We start from the raw sequence: 16,589 nt of genomic DNA, 5'->3' as shown, positions 1-16,589 counted from the left end.
ATTCGGGCACGCAGAACGACGGCGCGACCGCGCTGGGCCGTGGCAGCCGCGACTCCCCGGTTCTGGCCGTCGCGCAGCTCGACTAGGACACTGCCCTCACCATAAGTTCCCGTGAGCCGTGCGACAAGCTCGCTGCCTGCTTTTGCCGTGATTGGGACAATACGCTGACCCTCGCCAAGCCGCCCGGTATCGAGGTCATTGGCGAACTCAAAGACTTGGGTGGTGGAGAGCGGCGTGCGGCGTAGCTTACGCTCTCGGGTTCTTTCAAGAGGCGCATAAAACTCCCAGATACCGTAGGGAGCCGTGTCGGAAAGAGAGAGATTTAGATTCCCTTGTGCATCGGTGGTCGGGCCAGGGAGTAAAATGCTGCCATCGAAGTCATTGCCCACGAGAGCCATCTGCCTTTTCTACCAGCGGGTGGGCACGACAAACTCTCGTGGGCCACCAGGGCGCACAAAAACCGCAATCAGGCCGCTCTCACGCTCCAGCGCTAAGACATCTTTGGTAGCTAGGAGCACGCTCTCTTTTCCCCAGCAGAGTGCGTTATACAGGCTTGTCAAATTACGTAACGTGTGCTGTAGCGAGTAAGGCCGAGTATCTAAACCGAGGTAGTCTAGGTGGAAAATACTGGGCTGACCGGCCATCGCCATCATCACAGCATAGGGTAGACCCCGCTTGTCGCGGGGGATAGGGCTGTCACGATCCACATCATGGTTGCTGACAAACATCACGGCTCGCTCACGATCCGCAAAACGCCGTGTGAGTAGCTCGCGCATGTCAAAGTTAGGGTTGGTCATCATGTCTCGAAGCGCGTAGTAGAGCCCAAAGTCAAAGAGCTTCATGCGCCTCTCGGTGCGGCTCTGGAAGTCCGCAAGGAGCTTGGGGTTGGTGTCCCAGAGCTCCCCCACCAGATACGAGCCGGGACGCGTGGCGGCGGCGAAGTCGCGTAGAAACTCAGGCTCCATCAGCTTGACGGCATCCAGGCGGTAGCCATCTACCCCGCTTTGTTTTACGAACCACTCCGACCAGGCAAGAAAGCTCTTGGCGACATAGCCGTTCTCCGCCTCAAAGCAAAAGTCCGAACCAAAGTCAGGGTGGTGGTAAGGCTCTTTATGGTCGGGGTGCAGCGCGGTGGGATGAAAGTGGCGGGCATCACGGGGGAAGCGCCCCGTTCCCCGAAGACCATCACGTCCCTTGGGGTTGAAGCCCGACCAGGCACGAAGATTATCGCGCTTGGGGTCGTAGCCCGGCGGGAGATGGTCACGCGGGACTTTGGAATCGTCGGGGATATCGTCCCAGCCAAGTCTCTCCTGAACCGGAGAGAGCTGCGCCTGATCGGCACCGATGTTATGGTTCAGCACCACATCCGCAATCACGCTCAGCCCGTGGGTATGCGCTGCGGCGACGTAGGCTAAATACTCATCACGCGTCCCAAAGTGCGTCGCTACACTCCCCCGCTGGTCTTTGCTGCCCAAGTCATAGTAGTCATAAGGGTCGTAACCCATCGAGTTCTTGCCCGAGCCGCCCTTGCTAGGCACTGGATGCCAGACCCCCCAGACGCCGAGTGCTGCGAGCTCCGAAAGTTGCGCCGTGGCTTGTTTCCACCAAGAGCGCTCTGCGGGAAGCTCAGGAGTGGGGTAGTAAAAATGCTGAAAAAGGATGCCGGGCTGCGTCATCGCAGAATTATACCCAGCATCCTATCAGAGTAATTTTATTGAGGCGGAATGGGACGACCTGGTGAGACGAAGACACCACCACTGCTGCCCATCATGCCGCTAAACATCTGGCGGCGCTGCTCGGGGCTCATGTTTTGCATCATCTGGCCGAACTGCTGCATGAGTTTCGTGCGAGCCTCGGGGTTCATGGTGGAAAAATTCCCCAGAATCTGGGAGAAGTCTGACTGGCTACTAGCACCCGTGAGCGGATCACGGCTTGCCTGACGAGAATTGGCATTGACCAGAACATAGACAGGCTTCAGTCCCAAAGTACTGACCACAGGGGCCGCTTTTTCTTGCGTGAGCTTCTGCCCAAGAATCTCCACGGAGCCTGCCTCACCCGGCTTGGCACGCCCCAGCATCCGCGCCTGAATGTCTAGAAAATCCGCGACATCATCGCCTTTGTAAAAACGTGTGCTGGCAGGGAGCATCGCTTTTTTCCAGACCGTTCCGGGTGGCAAGGATTTCACCACAATATCAAGCTGCTTCTCCAGAGTCTCCGCTGTTGCGCTCTGAGAATACACGGCCTCAGCGCCCAGCAGCGACGACTCCGCAACGACCGTGATTCCCGTGCTCCGGGTCAGCGCTTGCAGAACAGACTCCAGTGGCCGGGTTCGCGCCGCACGCTGCGTCGTCCCACCTTCAGCCTGTGCCTGTACAGGCAACGGTGCCAACATTCCCGCGATTAGTGCGATAAGAGCCATAGAGATGCGTTTCATTAGTCAACCTCACATATTTTTGTTGCACAAATTATACCGTACCTGTTAGAATGCGAAGGCAAGTATGGATCTCGATCTACGCAAGCAACAAATTCTTAATGCCGTCGTCCAGGACTACGTCCTGACCGCTGAGCCGGTGGGCTCGCAAATCCTCGTGGAGCGCTACGCTCTGGGTGTGAAATCGGCGACGGTACGCAACGAACTGGCAGAGCTGAGTGAGCGCGGGTTTCTGCGCCAGCCACACACTTCAGCAGGGCGTGTCCCGTCAGATCGGGGCTACCGCTTCTATGTCAATCGCCTGATGCCGCTTCTTCCGTTCCAGCACCTGGCTGTGCAACAAGTACAAAATGCTCTGCTCTCTGCCGAGAGTGAGCTTGATACCATCCTACGCAAGACCTGCCAGCTCCTCAGCCAGCTCACGAACCTTCCTGCCGTCGCCACATCGCCGGAAGCTCCCGATGACACCCAGCTCCGTCAGATATTCCTCTCGCCTGCCGCGACGGATAAAGCCTTACTCGTGCTCCTGCTCTCGACAGGCCGGACAGAGCACCGTCTGCTCCCTGATGCCACACTCAGCGCGACGGCGGCGCTTGAGCTGGCCAACTCACTCAACGCCACTTACAGCGAAAAACCCCTCACCGAGCTACGGCGCATCCAGAGTAGTACGGAAGTGCCGCCTCCTGAGCTACGTGCCTACACCCCGCTCTGGCAGCGCCTAGTGCGTGAGCTGGTGCAGAGTATCCAAGGGATTGCGGAGAATGTGCCGGTCTATGTCGAAGGCACCCAGAGTGTCTTAGCCCAGCCGGAGTTTCGCGATGTGGACCGTCTCAGTCAGTTCTTTAGGGTGCTTCAGGAGCGCGCTGCCGTGCTGGAGCTCCTGCGCATGGAAGCGGTCGAGCAGGAGTTTGCGATCCGTATCGGGGAGGAGCTGGGCCGCCCCGAGCTTAACGCCTTTGCCGTGGTCTCGTCGCCCTACTTTGTGGGGATGCATGAGCGGGGCAGTATCGGGGTAATCGGGCCGACGCGCATGGACTATGGCACCGCCGTCACCAGCGTGAGATTTTTAGCCCACACCCTCTCCGAGCTACTAACCCGCCACGCCATCGCGGCGTAGAGTGGCCCTCCCCCGGCTCCGTTCGTCCCTCCCTACGCCACCCCCTCCCGATAACGGGAGAGGGTAGTGAGGGGGCTACTTTGTTGTGAGGCACAGGGCGCACTGGTGAGGATTGAAGCGAGCACGAGAACAAAATAAAGACAGTAAAAAAATGATCACGAAGAAAATTATCCTGCCGAAATTTGGCGACCATATGAAAAATTACAGCGACAGAACCAAGGCCCGTGTTGGCCGAAGAGAGACGCACAGCGCACCGCTGCCCTACTGTGACACAGACGAACAATTGGCCGAAGTCCTTGCCGCCATCAAGGAGGAAGGTTTTCTCTTGCTTGATATGGAGCAACACCTCGTCACCATGGATAGAGCAGAGAAGAAGGGTTTTGTAGTCAAGACCGAGGGGCTGTCGGACTACAAGATCAGCACGAAAGCGGCGGCAAAAGGAGAACCAGGAGGAAAAATATGGTTCGTCAAGGCTGATTATCAATTTTTCCTCCCTTCTCGAAAAATCATGAGTGAACAGGACAGAGAGGCGGCCCGAGCGTCGACGGCGGTTGCAAGGTGGTCTCGGCTCTGAGCTCACCAAATCCTTCACAGACGGGCTTGCGAAGCTGGTTGAGACAGCGCGATGGATTCAAGCGCCGAAGAAGTTAGTGCTGACGTGCAAGAGTATCCCCCTTCTCCCACCCGCGTAGCGAGCTTGTTATTGGGAGAAGGGGGCAGGGGGATGAGGGCCTGCCCCTTACTTCCTCCAGCCTTCGTCGAAGAAGCCCTGGTCTTTGATAGAACCATCTGCCGTACTGACAACCGCCCAGTCAGGGAGCTTGGGGGTGTGGTGGGCGTTGGAGCCGGACATGTAGTCGTGCCAGGTGAAGCCGGAGTTGACCACCACGTACTTGCTTGGGTTAAGCGGGTTGGGGTAGATAAAGACCGGAGCCGTGTCATTCGTCCAGCCCAGCGGGAGCTTTGCGGCGATCTTGCCCAGAAACTTATTTGACGCCGGGTCGCCCCAGAGAATGAGATTGGCATTGCGAACCTGCTCACCCGTCACTTTGTCATCGTCCACGATCACCACCTCGCCCCGGAAAAATATCTTCCAGTCGGCGATTGCCTGCTCCATCGCTGCCTTGGCCCACACTCCCTGCTTGGGAGTCTTGGCAATCCCCGTGGGGCGCACAAAGACAAAGCGCTCCATAAACGCATCGTCAATTGGGCCTTGTAGGCCGGGCTTCTTGCGCAGCTCTTTGCCACGCGGCTCGCCGGGCTTCCAGGTCTTGCCCTCTTTGTAGAACTTCGCCCCCGAGAGCGTTTGCCCATCGAGCTGGACGGTTTTGAAGCCCTGCGCCAGCTCCAGAGCACTCACCCCGCTGGTCTTGATCGTGACGCTCTTGCCATCACTGCTCCGTTCAGTCTCAGCGCGGGCACGCTCCCCGTGTTTTTCGAGTCCCGTCACGCTCAGCCAGTTTGACTTTGCGTAGCGCAGGCTGTAGGTCGTCAGGCGTACTTTCGCCGGACTTTTTTGCCGTCCCTGCGCGGCGTACTTATCCAGCTCGGCGTTGATCAGCGGCTTGCTATCTTTATGGTACGAGTGGCCGGTGTTGGGGCCGATGATATGGGTCATGGGCAAGCCCTCGGCCTTGAGCGCGGCCTCCATGTCATCGGCGGCAAGCTTCTGGCCGTCTATCTCCCCGGAGTAGGCCACGAGCGGGCACTGCGCCAGATTCACCGCCCAGTCCACCGGGTCGTAGAGCCGAATCAGCTTGCGTTGCCAGCTAGGAATCTCGCTCTCCTTGAGCTTGGAAAAACGGATCGTATCGGCAAAGCCCGCGCCGGGCGCAGCGGCGCACCAGTAGTCGGGATAGTGAACCGCGAGGTGCCAGGTCGCCCCACCACCCATCGAGAAGCCGCGCAGGATAATCCGGTCTTCGTCTATCTTGTACTGGCTCTGCACATGGGCAATCGCCTCAAAGACATCCACTTCCCCCGCCAAGTGGTTGGCATTGCAGAAGCGGCCATAGGGGTGGAGTACCAGTGCCCCTGGCGGGATAAACTCGCCAGCATTCTTGCGGCGCTGCTCTAAAAACGAAAGCTCGGTAAGGCTCTCGCCGCGCCCGTGCAGGAAGAGATCCAGGCGGTGCTTCTGGTTGTCAAAAGCGTTCTCCGGCACGACTAAGCCGTAGGGCTGGACGGAGCTATCGAGCTTGCTGACATAGCCACGCACCACAAGCCCGGTCTGTTTTGTCCACGGCGCGGCCCCCTTGGCCAGTGCCTCGGCGCGGGCCGTACCCTCGACCAGCAGCTCTTTTGCCGTTGCCAGCTCCCGCGCATTGTAGATAGTGCCCGCCTCCAAGCTCCACGCGACGGCTTTCCGATAGATCTCCAGATCCGGCCAGAGCGGGTGCTTCTTCAGCGCGTCGGTCTTGGCGGCAAATGCGGCCAAACCCTCGGCGAGGGCAGTCTTGTCGGCAGGGGCGAGGGCCATTCCGGGTGGGGGGATCACCTTCCCGGCAGGCTGGAGCGGGATTCCATTGCGCATGGTCGGCGCTTGAAAGAGGGAGAGTAGGTTCATGAGGGAATTGTACCAGAACCCACCCTCCTCGTTCCTCCGGGTACCCTTTGGGTGCCTCCCTCTACGAAGGAGGGTTGAGGGTGGATTCTTCGGCGATGACACGCTTGAGGGCTTGAAGCTCGTAGAGATGGAGCTGGTCTTTGGGACGGTTGGCGGCTTGTTTCATAGAAATGAGATCGTCAATGGAGGCAACGCGCACCGTAAAATCTCCCATGTCCATCTCTGTTGAGCGCTCCCAGAGCCCTTCAAACGAATCTACTCCATCGGGCAGCGGCAGGAGATCAATATCTCCCAGGCTTGTCTTGAGATTCAAAAACCGCACCCGCTGGAGCTGAGAGACCGTGAGCAGAAACGGGTTATGCTCGGGCCAGCCCAGTGGCCGAGGCCGAAGCTGGTTCATCGCCCCTACCACTCGCTCACAGTTTTCATCATCACGGGCATAGCTAAAATCAAAGTCTTCCGTGAAGTTGCGCCCTCCGTGCATCTGAAGAGCGATCCCACCTACCATTACATAACGAATCCCAGCCACATGTAACTGACACAGGGTCTCCATAAACTCTGGCTTGAGCACACTATCCACGTCGTACCACCTTGGCATGGGCACGCATCACACGAATACCGTAAACAAATGCTTCCAGTTTCTCCACACGTTGCCGTGGAGTCAGGCGGCGATTTTCACGGAGGGCATCCAAAGGAATACCGTTCTCGTCCTGGTCGCCGTTGCCACGGGAGTTGAGCCAGTCTATGATCTCATCCTCGGTCTGGGGAGTGGGCGTTTCCATGACGAAATTATACCGCTCCTCTTCGCGAATCCACCCAGAACCCACCCGGTCTTCGTTCGTCCCTCACTACGACCACCCTCCCTCAGGGCAAGGAGGGTTCTGGGGGTGGGTTCGGTGGTAAAATGCCTCTATGCAATCAGCTGCTGAGTGGCGACGACGTGCGGAGTCTTTAGAGAAAGCCGGGAAGTTCTCCGAGGCTGCCGATGCCTACCGCAAAGAGGCCGCGATCTACCGTAAGAACGGAGACACGGAAGGGGCGAAAGTGGAGGAGGCCAAGGCGGCTCGTATCTCCAGTAGCATCCAGCTATTTGCCCATCTGCCCGGTGTCGCGCCTAAGATTATGTCGCCGCTGGCCAAGTGGGAGCCGCCGTATGGGTGCTACCTAGGCGGCTTTATTGACCGCGATGAGCGCTTGAGTAGCACTTTCAACGACGAGAACTTCCAGAGCCACGAAGACCCGGATGCGTTTGGCAAGCTCACGGGAAAGAAGCACGCGAGTGTTTTTTGCTACGTGAGCTACGGGCGGCCTTTCCCCAAGAAGTGGGTAGCACGGCTCAAGGCGCAGGGCGTCGCGCCGCACATTGCTTGGGAGCCCAACGAGGGCCTGCAAGTGGTCAAGCAAGACAGCTACCTACGGCAGTTTGCGCAAGATGCCGCCGAGGCCGACTGCCCTATTTTTCTGCGCTACGCCTCGGAGATGAACGGGGACTGGACCCGCTACGGCGGCGATGCCAATGCCAACGAGTACATTGTCAAGTGGCAGCTCGTGCGGCAGGTATTTGCCCAGCTTGCCCCCAATGTCGCGATGGTCTGGTGCGTGAACGTGATCCCCGAGAAGAACATTCCCAAGTTCTATCCGGGCGATGTCTACGTGGACTGGGTGGGGATTAACTTCTACTCCGTCCCGTTCTACGACAACGACCCCACGCGCGTTGGTACGGCAGACAACCCGGCGGATTACCTGAAATATGTCTACGCGACGTATGCTCCGAAAAAACCTATCGCCATCTGTGAGTTTGGTGCGTCGCACCTGTCCAAGGCCGATGGAAAAGATCGTAGCGCCTGGGCCAGCAAGAAGATCAACGAGCTGTATGCGTCGCTGCCGCGCCTCTATCCACGCGTCAAACTTATAGATATCTTTGACATGGACAACCTCAAGTACGCCACACCGGGTCGCCAGCTCAATAACTACTCCGTCACCGACTCCGACGAAGTTCTCGCGGGCTACAAGCGTGCCATCGCCCCGGACTACTTTCTTTCCAAGATTGGCGCGACCGCCAAAGTCGCTACCACGGTTCCGATTCCCGCCACCGGCCTCACCGTTCCGCCTGGCGAGCTACGGGTCTCGTCGTGGGCCCGCTGCTACGCCGACCAGTTTCGGGTGACCTACAAGCTCAACGGCCAAGACGCCGCTTCCGCCATCGAACCCGGCGGTCGGGAAGCCACGCTTACCCTCCCTCCCGGAAACCACAAGCTCACCGCCATCGTCACCGATGATAAAGGCCGCGTCGCCACCAAAACCGAGGCGGTAATTATCGCGAAGTAGCCGCCCCGTGAACGAGGCGTCTCAGTGGCACTGCGTGTCGGAAAGCCCGTTCCGGGCTGAGGAGATAACTCGGTAGCCCGGCACGGGCTTCGCAGCCGTAGGCTATTGCAGACGCCCCATTCATGGGGCGGCACGAGCGTTTTATTCCCGATCAGTGGGCATGGCGAAGTTGCCGTCGGTGTCGAACTCGAAGGGCTCTAGGGCCAGCAGGTCGTCGCTCTCGATCCCGGCGTAGACGCGCAGGCGATGGAGCTGATCGGTGTCGTAGTCGTCGAGCATTCCTGCGGCCTGGTAGTGACGGACGGCGTACTCATCGAGGCGAAGATCCGAGTAGAGGTCGGCCAGAAGGCAGTGGTAGGGGGCGCTTTTCGGGGCGAGGCGCAGGGCCTGGCGCACGGCGAGGGCGGCATCGCGGTACATCTTGCGCCGACGGTAGAGAGCCCCTAGGCGGATATTGTAGTAGGCATCATAGGGCGCAAACAGAGTCGCCTGCTGAAGCTCGCGGATGGCCTCTTCGTAGCGCTCGGCACGCCCATAAAGATCGCCGAGCCAGAAGTGATAGAAGCCGTCTTGAGGCTTGAGCAGGACGGTTTGCTCCAACAGGGTGATGGCTCCGGCGAGATCCCCCATCTGTAGGAGCGCCTCGCTCAGGCGGTAGTGGTACCAGCAGTTCTCGGGAGCGTACTGGAGCGCGGTGCGGTACTCGGTGACGGCCATCGTGAGGCGTCCGTAGCGGTGATAGAGCTCCCCCATCGAGAAGTGTGGCTCGGCCTTGCGGGGAGAGAGCTTGATGGCGCGTTTGTACTGCCGGTAGGCATTGAGCCCCTGCCCGGAGTAGGCGTAGGCATCGCCCAAGTTCACCCGCTGATCGCTCTCATCGGCCCCGGTCTGACGCGCAGCCCGCACGGCCCCTCGGTACTTATTGAGCGCCTCCCCGATATTACCCTCATCCAGGTGCTTGCCCCCCAGCTCGGCGAGTACCTCGACGGAGGCTTCCTCTTTCTCTTCGCCAGAGGCAAGCGCAGCGTAGGCATCTGTCTGGCGGGAGTCTTCTTCCGGCTCATCATGCCCAGCAGCATGGTGGTTCGGAGTAGCGTCTTCTTCCGCCACGGGTGTCAGGTCGTCGTCGGGTTCTTCCATGTTCCTCAGAATGCCTTCCTGCTGTCTAACAGGATCGTCACAGGGCCGTCATTGATAAGTTTCACCGTCATGTGGGTGCGGAAAGTGCCTGTCTCCGTGATGATTCCCCGAGCACGGAGTGTCTCTACAAAAAGCTCATAGAGCCGCTTGCCCTCATCAGGTCGAGCAGCGGCCAGCCAGCTTGGCCGACGGCCTTTGCGACAGTCGCCCATGAGGGTAAACTGGGAGACCACGAGAATCGCGCCACCAATCTCCGTGAGGGAGCGCTCCATCCCCGAGTCCTCGCTCTCTTCAGGAAAGAGGCGAAGCTCGGCGATCTTCGTCGCCAGGCTTGTTGCATCCGAGTCGGTATCGCCCTCGGCAACACCCACCAAAACCAGCAAGCCACGCCCGATCTGCCCGACGATTTCTGCTTCGACGGTCACGGAGGCCTCTGAAACTCGCTGAACTACGGCTCGCACAGGAATTGATTCTATCACGGCCTCGCGCCATAAAAGGCGCTGAAGCTCGCTTGAACCATATCGTACTCCGCCAGCGCCTCATCGGAATGCTCGGGGGAAACGGCGGCGAGGGCGCTGAGAAAATCGAGGGCGGCCTGGTAGGCGGGACGCTCGTAGCGGGCCATCACGGGGGTTCGGGTGAAGACACCGCTCCAGAAGGAGTATGTCTTGAGAAAGTGGTTCTGGCGCGTATGAAACTCCTCGTGCACCAGGGTCTCCGCCAGCCCTACAAGGCTTCCCTGAAGCGCCTCCGGGCCGATCAGAATCACCCCGAGAAGCGTCGCCTGCCCCCGGTCTTCCAGCGTCGGTACGTAGCGAACGGTCCGCCGGGCTAAGTTCTGTGCGATCGGGGCATAGCCCGGAACGCGTGCAATCAGGGCGATTGCCTCCTCTATTTTGAGAGCTTCTGGAGCCATGCGTTCTCGGGATCGTCTGAGCGCGTCTTCTCGTACCACTCGCGTGCCTTGACCGGATCGCTCTCCAGCCGCCCCAGCGCTGCAAACGCCGTCGCACGTAGTTTACCGGCAGGAAGCTCTTTCACGGCCCCAAGAAGAGAACCTTGTGCCTGCTTCGTCTTCCCTTGGCTGGCATAAAGAAGCCCCAGTGCAACGATTGCTTCGACATTACGGCTTTCTTTGATTGCCCAGACATAGTGCTGTTCGGCCTTATCATCTTGCTTAAGTGCCTGAAAGTAGAGATTACCTTGCTCCAGTTCGGACTCACCATACTGGCTTTCGCTGACAGAGCCAAAGTGAAGTTTCCCCAGAGCCTCCAGGGCTTCGGGGTAGTTTCCCAGCCCCATATGCGCATAGCCCAGATAGAGCTGCGCCTCCGGGTCGCTCAAATCGGAAAGTTTCTTGATCGCCGCATCGTAGCCACCCGTCGAGTAGTAGGCCAGCCCGACGGCTTTAAGGGCTTTCGGATCTTGGGGGCTTTTCATCAGCTTGGTCTCGACCCGATCCACATTGGTGTCCGTGCCCGGCGGGACGCGGCGGCGGCGGAAGATGTCGGCGAAGAGCAAGGGTGCAGGTGTGGCAACCGGAGCGGCTCCAGGAAGTGCGACATTCAGCAGCTTGGGCGTCTCACGCTTGCCTTCACAGCCCACGAGAGCCCCGACACAACACAATAGCCAGAGAGAGCGTTTCATGCCTCTATGGTACCGTCCCGTGAACGGGACGGCCCGAAGGGAGCCACCGATTTCAATCGGTGGCTAGTTTGGCCCGTTCATCTTGATCGTGCGCCGATCTTTCGCATCCAGTTTGGGCACTTCGACACTCTCACCAGGCTTGAGGCCGGAGAGGATCTCAACACGGGCTTCGTCTTTCAGGCCAATCTCAACCGTGCGCTCAGTCTTGACGGCTTTCTCGCCAACTCCGGTGACCACCATCACTTTATTGCCGGGCAGGAGTGCCTCGGCGGGAAGAACAGTGACGCTGGTCTTTTTATTGAGGAGAATATTGACGTTGGCGGTCATCCCAGGGCGCAGGCGCTTGTCGCGCTCCGTGACGGCGATCTTCACCTCAAACCGGACAATATTGCCGCTCGCGCTCGCGCTGACTCCTTGCTGTGTGCTTCCCAGCGACGCGGGAGCGAGCGAGACAACGCGGCCCTGAAAAGCTTTATCCACGATCCCATCCACGCGAATCTCCACCGGAAGGCCCACCGAGAGGCGTGAGACATCTACCTCGTTGACATTGACTTTCACCTGCATCCGGGTCAGGTCCGCAATAGTGACAATCGCCGCGCCCTGAGCAAATCCAGCGGTCGCGGAGGCTACCAGCTCGCCCTCTTCGAGATACTTACCTGTCACTTCACCGGGAATCGGGGCCACAATACGAGTCTCTCCCAGGAGTACAGACTGCTCTGCCACCCGGTTTTCGATCTGGGCGACATCGGCTTGGGAGCGCAGAATATCCTTGCTACGCACCTGGGCTTGGCGGGAATTGGCGCGCTCGGTGGCAAGCTGCACCTCCGCAGACTTCACCGCAACTTGTGCCTGGTTGTAGCGTACTTTTGACTGCTCTACCCGCACTTTCGCCGTCTCCACCCGCACTTTCGCCGACTCAACTGCCATTTTAGCGGTATCCACCCCGATCTGTGTGGGGGCAATATCTTCTTTACGTGGCCCTTCTTTGAGTAATGCCACCCGCTCCTGCGCACTGGCAAGGTCTGCATCCGCAAGGTCAATCTGAGTCTGCGACGCGTCCACGTCCTGCTGGGATACATAGCCTTTCGAGAGCAAAAGCTTGCGCCGCTCCAGAGTGCGCTTAGCATCCACGAGTTGTGCCTGGATACGGCGGACGCTCTGCTCGGCCTGCTGGACATCTTGCGTCCGGGTCGGGGCGGAAGCTTGATCCACACGTGTCTGGGCCTGCGTGATTCCGACCTTGGAATTCAGCAAACCCACTTCAGCGTCTTTTAGCCCCACTTCGGCATCCTTGACATTCACTCCCGCCTCGCGCAGGCTGACTTTCGAGTTTTCCAGCCCCACCTCGGCCCGGCGGACAGCCAGCGCAGTGGTCTGAAGAGAGAGCTGGTAGTTCTCCCGTGACTGGGCAAGCCCAGCCTGGCTAGCCTGAAGCTGTGCCTGAACACTGGCAACCTGACGTGAAACTTCCGTGGGGTCTACCGAGGCAAGGGGAGTCCCGACTGCCACTTTATCGCCGGGCTTAACAAAAATCTTCAGTAAACGCCCCCCCACCCGCGACTTGACATCTACTTTGGTCACCGGCTCCAGCGTCCCCGTCTCGGAGACCTTGATCGCGATATCGCCAGTTTTTGCGGTCACCAAGCGCCCCATCTCGGGCTTCGCCTTCGCCTTTGCCTGCATCCGGGAGTAGCCAAACCCAGCCCCGCCCAGCACCACCATACCGATTAAAACCGTCCGTACAATTTTTCCTGACACCTTGTCTTGCCCTCTTCGCAAGCTAGAGACACCCTAGCCTTACAGCAGGTTACAACATCAGGGGGTAGAATATTGCCCAAGGAGAGTTTAGCTATGAAGAAATCGGTTCTCTGGACAGCGGCAGGAGTCATCACTGCCACCGCAATCTGGGCAGGTTTAAGCCTACCCAAGCCCGATTCTATATCCTGCCATAAAGTCATAAAGCGATCTACTGTGAATGCCTCCATGAGCTTTAAGTTCCACGAGCAACCACTGGCTTTTATGGTGAAGGACACAGAATCAGCAAAACTTAACTGGGATGGCCATACCCTTACCGTTTCTTGTTATCCCACAACAAACCAGCCAAGACTGGTCCGAGCGTTTCCTGCCGCGACAGGCTCTCTCAACATTGATGTGGAAAAACGACGAAGTGAGACACGGCCTGGCTTTTCGAGCAGCAGCACGAGCCGCTTCCCCATCACACTCAATGTGGGCGAAACTATCCAACTCTAAAACTCCCTCCTCCCGATAACGGGAGGAGGGGCGGGGGAGGAGGGATTCACCGAGGAAGGCCTTATCGAATCCCGAGGCGCTGGCAGACAGTCTGCCAGGAGCTGGATGATTTGAACGAATCGCGGATGGTATAGAACCGGCTAATGTCGCTCAGGCGCTGGTAGAGCAGAAACGCGGTCTCCTCCTGGTCGCTCGGCTGATCCACCACTTTAAGCAAGTCTCGAAGCTGGTTCGTACTGATCCACTGCTGCGCGGCAAGCTGACGGACGATCTGCATCTCGTCACGGGCCGTCTTGGCGCGACGCACCGAAAAGACCACCAGTTCAAAATCCGCATCCCGCATCGCTTGGCGGCTCGAGTTACGATCTGTCGGCGGGATAAAGCCCGATCCTTGCCTCGAACCCAGCTGGCGCTCTAGCTCACGCGCATCGCGCTCCGCGTTTTCCAGTAGTACTTCCAGGCGACGGCGTTCCGTGTCGCTGTCGCGGCGGGTCTCACGCTCACGGGCTCCGCCTGTGTCTTTGACGCGATTGTTCATCACCCGATCCAGCAGCTCACGGGCTTCTCTTAGATCGAGCGAAAGGTTACGTGCCATTCCCTCGGGCGATGCCGCGCGTGCTCGCTCTCGGCTCTGCTGCGCCCACACGGGAACCAGCACTCCCACACTCACCACTGCTGCTAAAACCAAGCTCATCTGTTGTTTCATTGTCGTCTTTCCTACTTACCGTTATACAACGCTTTTCCCCGAATGTCTGTGACGATAACGGTATACTGAGAGCCGTATGTCTGCCTCGCTTCGCCGCTACCTGCCTGCTCTGGTATTGTTTCTGGCACTGGTCTTGCGGGTTTGGGGGCTTGCGTGGGGCTTGCCCGATAGTACCCACTCGTTCTCCTACCACCCGGATGAGTCCATGGTTCTAGGGGCAGCCTTGGTACATGAGGGCCAGAGCCTCCTCGACACGCATTTCTACAACTACGGCTCGCTGGTGACCATGACAGATCGCTTTGTTTTTTTAGCGACGGGCATCGGCCATGCAACCATCCCCTCGGCCAGCCACCTGCTCATGGCGCGCCTAATCACCGTGCTCTACGGAGTCGGTACCTGTGCCCTCCTCCTCATCCTCGGCAAGCGCCTGAAAAAGCCCGGTGTGGGTTTGCTTGCAGCCACTCTCTACGCCACCGCGCCACTTGCGGTTCAGCACGGGCACTTCGCCACGGTAGATGTCCCCGCGACGTTCTGGGTGACGGCAAGTCTGTTTTGCGCCCTCACCCAACCCCGTTTGTTTCTTTGTGGCCTCTTCGCGGGCCTAGCGGCGGCAACGAAATACAATGCGGGCCTTGTCTTGCTAGCAGGGGTCACGGCGTGGTGGCTCTCCGAAAAACGCACGATAAAGCCACTGGCCCTGCTCCTGAGTGCTACACTTCTCGGTTTTCTCGTTGGCTGTCCCGGCATGCTGATCAACTTCCCAACATTCTGGCAGCAGCTTACCGCTGAGCTGAGGCACTCCCGCAACCCGGACGAGTACTTTGTGGGACAGCTTGCGGCGCTCTATTGGCCGACTCTGGGATTACTTTTTGCGCTGGCATCGCCGCTCTGGGTTGTGGGCTTGGGGCGAGCCTTAGCCGTTCGGGGGCGCACAGAGGTGATTCTGCTCGCGTTTGTGCTCCCCTACTTGCTCCTGATCTGTGTCTCTGCCAACCAGTACACCCGCTACGCGCTCCCGATTCTTCCGGCACTCTGCTGGCTGATCGGGAGCCTCCCGAGAAAGCTCTCCCCTCTCATTGCCATCGGCGGAGCACTCTCGCTCGCGTTTTCAGTCGCGCTCTGCTCGGTGATGGCAGGTTCTGACCCGCGCGATGAAGCCGCAGTGTTTTTGAAGCAGAAAGGCGTCGCTTCGGTGGGATTTGCACGCGGCCCGTGGTACTGGTCGCCGCCGCTCCATCCCATCCTCACCGCCCCCATTCCCACAGCCGCACGACGCGCCGCCAATAGCTCGGAGACACTGCGGCTCTTTGCCGTGCCTGAGGGCCGTGACTGGGACCCGAGCTTACTGCAAGCAACCCAGCCCGATGCCGTCGCTCTGTCGGAGATTGAGTACACCACAGCGGTACGAACAAAAAATCCCCAAGCGCTCGCCTACCTTGCGGCTCTCACGTCACGCTACCCCAACAAAACAGTCTTTGCCCATCCCTTACCCGTGTTGGGTGCGCGAGACTATGCTGGGCTACCCTGCCAGCCGCTCCCGATTGACATGATCTATCCCAACCAAGCCGTGGTAATTTTTACAAAATGATACTAGAACCTAAAGACAGAATTCTCGTCGCCCTCGACTACGACAATGCCGCCGATGCCGTGGCTCTCGCCCAGAAACTCTCGGGCACGATTGGCGGGGTTAAAGTGGGCCTAGAGCTCGTCAATGCCGCAGGTTTCGATATTTTTGACAAGCTCCGCGACGCCGGGATCGAGCGCATCTTCTACGATGCCAAGTTCCATGATATTCCCAACACCGTCGCCGGGGCCGTGCGTGCGGCGGCCAAGCGCGGTGTCTGGATGGTCAATGTGCACACGTCTGGCGGAAAAGCGATGATGGAGGCCGCAACGGAGGCCGCGCACTCCGTCGAGACTCCCCCGCTCCTCATCGGCGTGACGGTTCTCACAAGCCTAGATCAGCTCGCGCTGTCCTCGGAGCTACGGGTCACGGGCTCGGTCAGCAAGCATGTCACGCACCTCGCGGAGCTTGCAAAAGCCAGCGGATTGGATGGCGTCGTCTCTAGCCCACTTGAGTTAGAGGACATTCGAGCCGCCTGTGGCGAGGGCTTTATCACCGTGATCCCGGGCATCCGTCCTGCTGGTGTAGGCGCACAAGACCAGAAGCGCGTCGCCACCCCTGCCGCCGCCGTGGCAGCGGGTGCTCACTACCTCGTGATCGGGCGAGCCATCACAGGTGCCAGCGATCCCCGCGCCGCCGCCGAGGCCATCGCGAATTCCCTCCTCCCCTAGCCCCTCCTCCCAATCCTGCGGAGGCAGGTTGGGGAGGGGAATCTCTTTGACCGACCCACCTTGCAACTTTCGGGCTCCCCTCCTCCCAGGATTGGGAGGAGGGGCGGGG

General features: G+C 59.1%; 18 protein-coding genes. 6 read left to right on the top strand and 12 right to left on the bottom strand.

The genetic code is table 11. From position 1 onward, the window contains the following. From RMO15_RS25300 to RMO15_RS25290, 3 genes are all read right to left on the bottom strand, one after another. The coding region (locus tag RMO15_RS25300; RefSeq protein WP_309719249.1) for a hypothetical protein at window positions 1-398 on the bottom strand (398 nt) is incomplete at its 3' end. 9 nt (window positions 399-407) lie between these two features. Further along, the gene (locus RMO15_RS25295; protein WP_309719246.1) at window positions 408-1,676 is read right to left on the bottom strand and encodes an alpha-amylase family glycosyl hydrolase; all 1,269 of its coding nucleotides are present in this window, start codon (window positions 1,674-1,676) and stop codon (window positions 408-410) included. 35 nt (window positions 1,677-1,711) lie between these two features. Next, a complete protein-coding gene (locus tag RMO15_RS25290) occupies window positions 1,712-2,434 on the bottom strand; it encodes a hypothetical protein (RefSeq protein ID WP_309719243.1) in 723 nt (240 codons plus the stop codon). Between the two features lie 64 nt (window positions 2,435-2,498). Here RMO15_RS25290 and hrcA point away from each other — a divergent pair, with 64 nt between their 5' ends. Together hrcA and RMO15_RS25280 are read left to right on the top strand one after the other, a co-directional pair. Further along, window positions 2,499-3,548, top strand: a complete 1,050-nt coding sequence (gene hrcA / locus RMO15_RS25285) for a heat-inducible transcriptional repressor HrcA (protein WP_309719239.1) — start codon at window positions 2,499-2,501, stop codon at window positions 3,546-3,548. A gap of 151 nt (window positions 3,549-3,699) precedes the next feature. Then, a complete protein-coding gene (locus RMO15_RS25280; protein ID WP_309719237.1) occupies window positions 3,700-4,122 on the top strand; it encodes a hypothetical protein in 423 nt (140 codons plus the stop codon). 165 nt (window positions 4,123-4,287) lie between these two features. On the opposite strand, the gene RMO15_RS25275 is transcribed toward RMO15_RS25280, so the two are convergent. The 3 genes from RMO15_RS25275 to RMO15_RS25265 all read right to left on the bottom strand — a co-directional run bounded on the left by RMO15_RS25275 (window position 4,288) and on the right by RMO15_RS25265 (window position 6,896). Then, complete coding sequence (locus RMO15_RS25275; RefSeq protein ID WP_309719234.1) at window positions 4,288-6,114, bottom strand: prolyl oligopeptidase family serine peptidase; 1,827 nt, start codon at window positions 6,112-6,114, stop codon at window positions 4,288-4,290. A gap of 61 nt (window positions 6,115-6,175) precedes the next feature. Beyond that, complete coding sequence (locus tag RMO15_RS25270) at window positions 6,176-6,694, bottom strand: hypothetical protein (protein ID WP_309719231.1); 519 nt, start codon at window positions 6,692-6,694, stop codon at window positions 6,176-6,178. Then, window positions 6,687-6,896, bottom strand: coding sequence for a hypothetical protein (locus tag RMO15_RS25265; protein ID WP_309719228.1), 210 nt, complete (start codon window positions 6,894-6,896; stop codon window positions 6,687-6,689). The genes RMO15_RS25270 and RMO15_RS25265 overlap by 8 nt, the downstream gene beginning before the upstream one ends. A gap of 130 nt (window positions 6,897-7,026) precedes the next feature. Here RMO15_RS25265 and RMO15_RS25260 point away from each other — a divergent pair, with 130 nt between their 5' ends. Beyond that, window positions 7,027-8,442, top strand: coding sequence for a glycosyl hydrolase (locus RMO15_RS25260; protein WP_309719225.1), 1,416 nt, complete (start codon window positions 7,027-7,029; stop codon window positions 8,440-8,442). Window positions 8,443-8,583: 141 nt separating this feature from the next. Here the strand turns inward: RMO15_RS25260 and RMO15_RS25255 are convergent, their stop codons facing one another. The 5 genes from RMO15_RS25255 to RMO15_RS25235 form a co-directional block, all read right to left on the bottom strand. After that, window positions 8,584-9,582: a tetratricopeptide repeat protein gene (locus RMO15_RS25255; protein ID WP_309719221.1), complete on the bottom strand. Its 999-nt coding sequence runs from the start codon at window positions 9,580-9,582 to the stop codon at window positions 8,584-8,586. Between the two features lie 5 nt (window positions 9,583-9,587). Beyond that, on the bottom strand, window positions 9,588-10,043 hold the full coding sequence (dtd, locus tag RMO15_RS25250; RefSeq protein WP_309719218.1) for a D-aminoacyl-tRNA deacylase: 456 nt from the start codon (window positions 10,041-10,043) through the stop codon (window positions 9,588-9,590). A 14-nt stretch (window positions 10,044-10,057) separates the two neighbouring features. Continuing rightward, window positions 10,058-10,498, bottom strand: coding sequence for a hypothetical protein (locus tag RMO15_RS25245; protein WP_309719214.1), 441 nt, complete (start codon window positions 10,496-10,498; stop codon window positions 10,058-10,060). Further along, window positions 10,474-11,229 (bottom strand): tetratricopeptide repeat protein, encoded by a 756-nt coding sequence (locus RMO15_RS25240; RefSeq protein WP_309719211.1) that lies wholly within the window; start codon window positions 11,227-11,229, stop codon window positions 10,474-10,476. Before RMO15_RS25240 ends, RMO15_RS25245 begins: the two co-directional genes overlap by 25 nt. Window positions 11,230-11,292: 63 nt before the next feature. Continuing rightward, window positions 11,293-12,987 carry an efflux RND transporter periplasmic adaptor subunit gene (locus tag RMO15_RS25235; RefSeq protein ID WP_309719208.1) on the bottom strand — a complete coding sequence of 565 codons (1,695 nt, stop codon included), beginning with the start codon at window positions 12,985-12,987 and terminating at the stop codon, window positions 11,293-11,295. A gap of 93 nt (window positions 12,988-13,080) precedes the next feature. Between RMO15_RS25235 and RMO15_RS25230 the strand changes: the two genes are divergently transcribed. Continuing rightward, the gene (locus RMO15_RS25230) at window positions 13,081-13,479 is read left to right on the top strand and encodes a hypothetical protein (protein ID WP_309719205.1); all 399 of its coding nucleotides are present in this window, start codon (window positions 13,081-13,083) and stop codon (window positions 13,477-13,479) included. 61 nt (window positions 13,480-13,540) lie between these two features. Here RMO15_RS25230 and RMO15_RS25225 read toward each other — a convergent pair whose 3' ends face one another. After that, on the bottom strand, window positions 13,541-14,185 hold the full coding sequence (locus RMO15_RS25225; RefSeq protein ID WP_309719199.1) for a DUF4476 domain-containing protein: 645 nt from the start codon (window positions 14,183-14,185) through the stop codon (window positions 13,541-13,543). 76 nt (window positions 14,186-14,261) lie between these two features. On the opposite strand from RMO15_RS25225, the gene RMO15_RS25220 reads away from it, so the two are divergent. Together RMO15_RS25220 and pyrF are read left to right on the top strand one after the other, a co-directional pair. Next, entirely contained in the window at window positions 14,262-15,773 is a 1,512-nt protein-coding gene (locus RMO15_RS25220; RefSeq protein ID WP_309719195.1) for a glycosyltransferase family 39 protein, read from the top strand. Next, window positions 15,770-16,480 (top strand): orotidine-5'-phosphate decarboxylase, encoded by a 711-nt coding sequence (pyrF, locus tag RMO15_RS25215; RefSeq protein WP_309719192.1) that lies wholly within the window; start codon window positions 15,770-15,772, stop codon window positions 16,478-16,480. Before RMO15_RS25220 ends, pyrF begins: the two co-directional genes overlap by 4 nt. Window positions 16,481-16,589 lie beyond the last annotated feature (109 nt).

The organism is Armatimonas sp. (genome assembly GCF_031410135.1).
Lineage (GTDB): Bacteria > Armatimonadota > Armatimonadia > Armatimonadales > Armatimonadaceae > Armatimonas.
The sequence above is the reverse complement of the archived record's forward strand: the minus strand, read 5'-3'. Positions and strand labels throughout refer to the sequence as shown.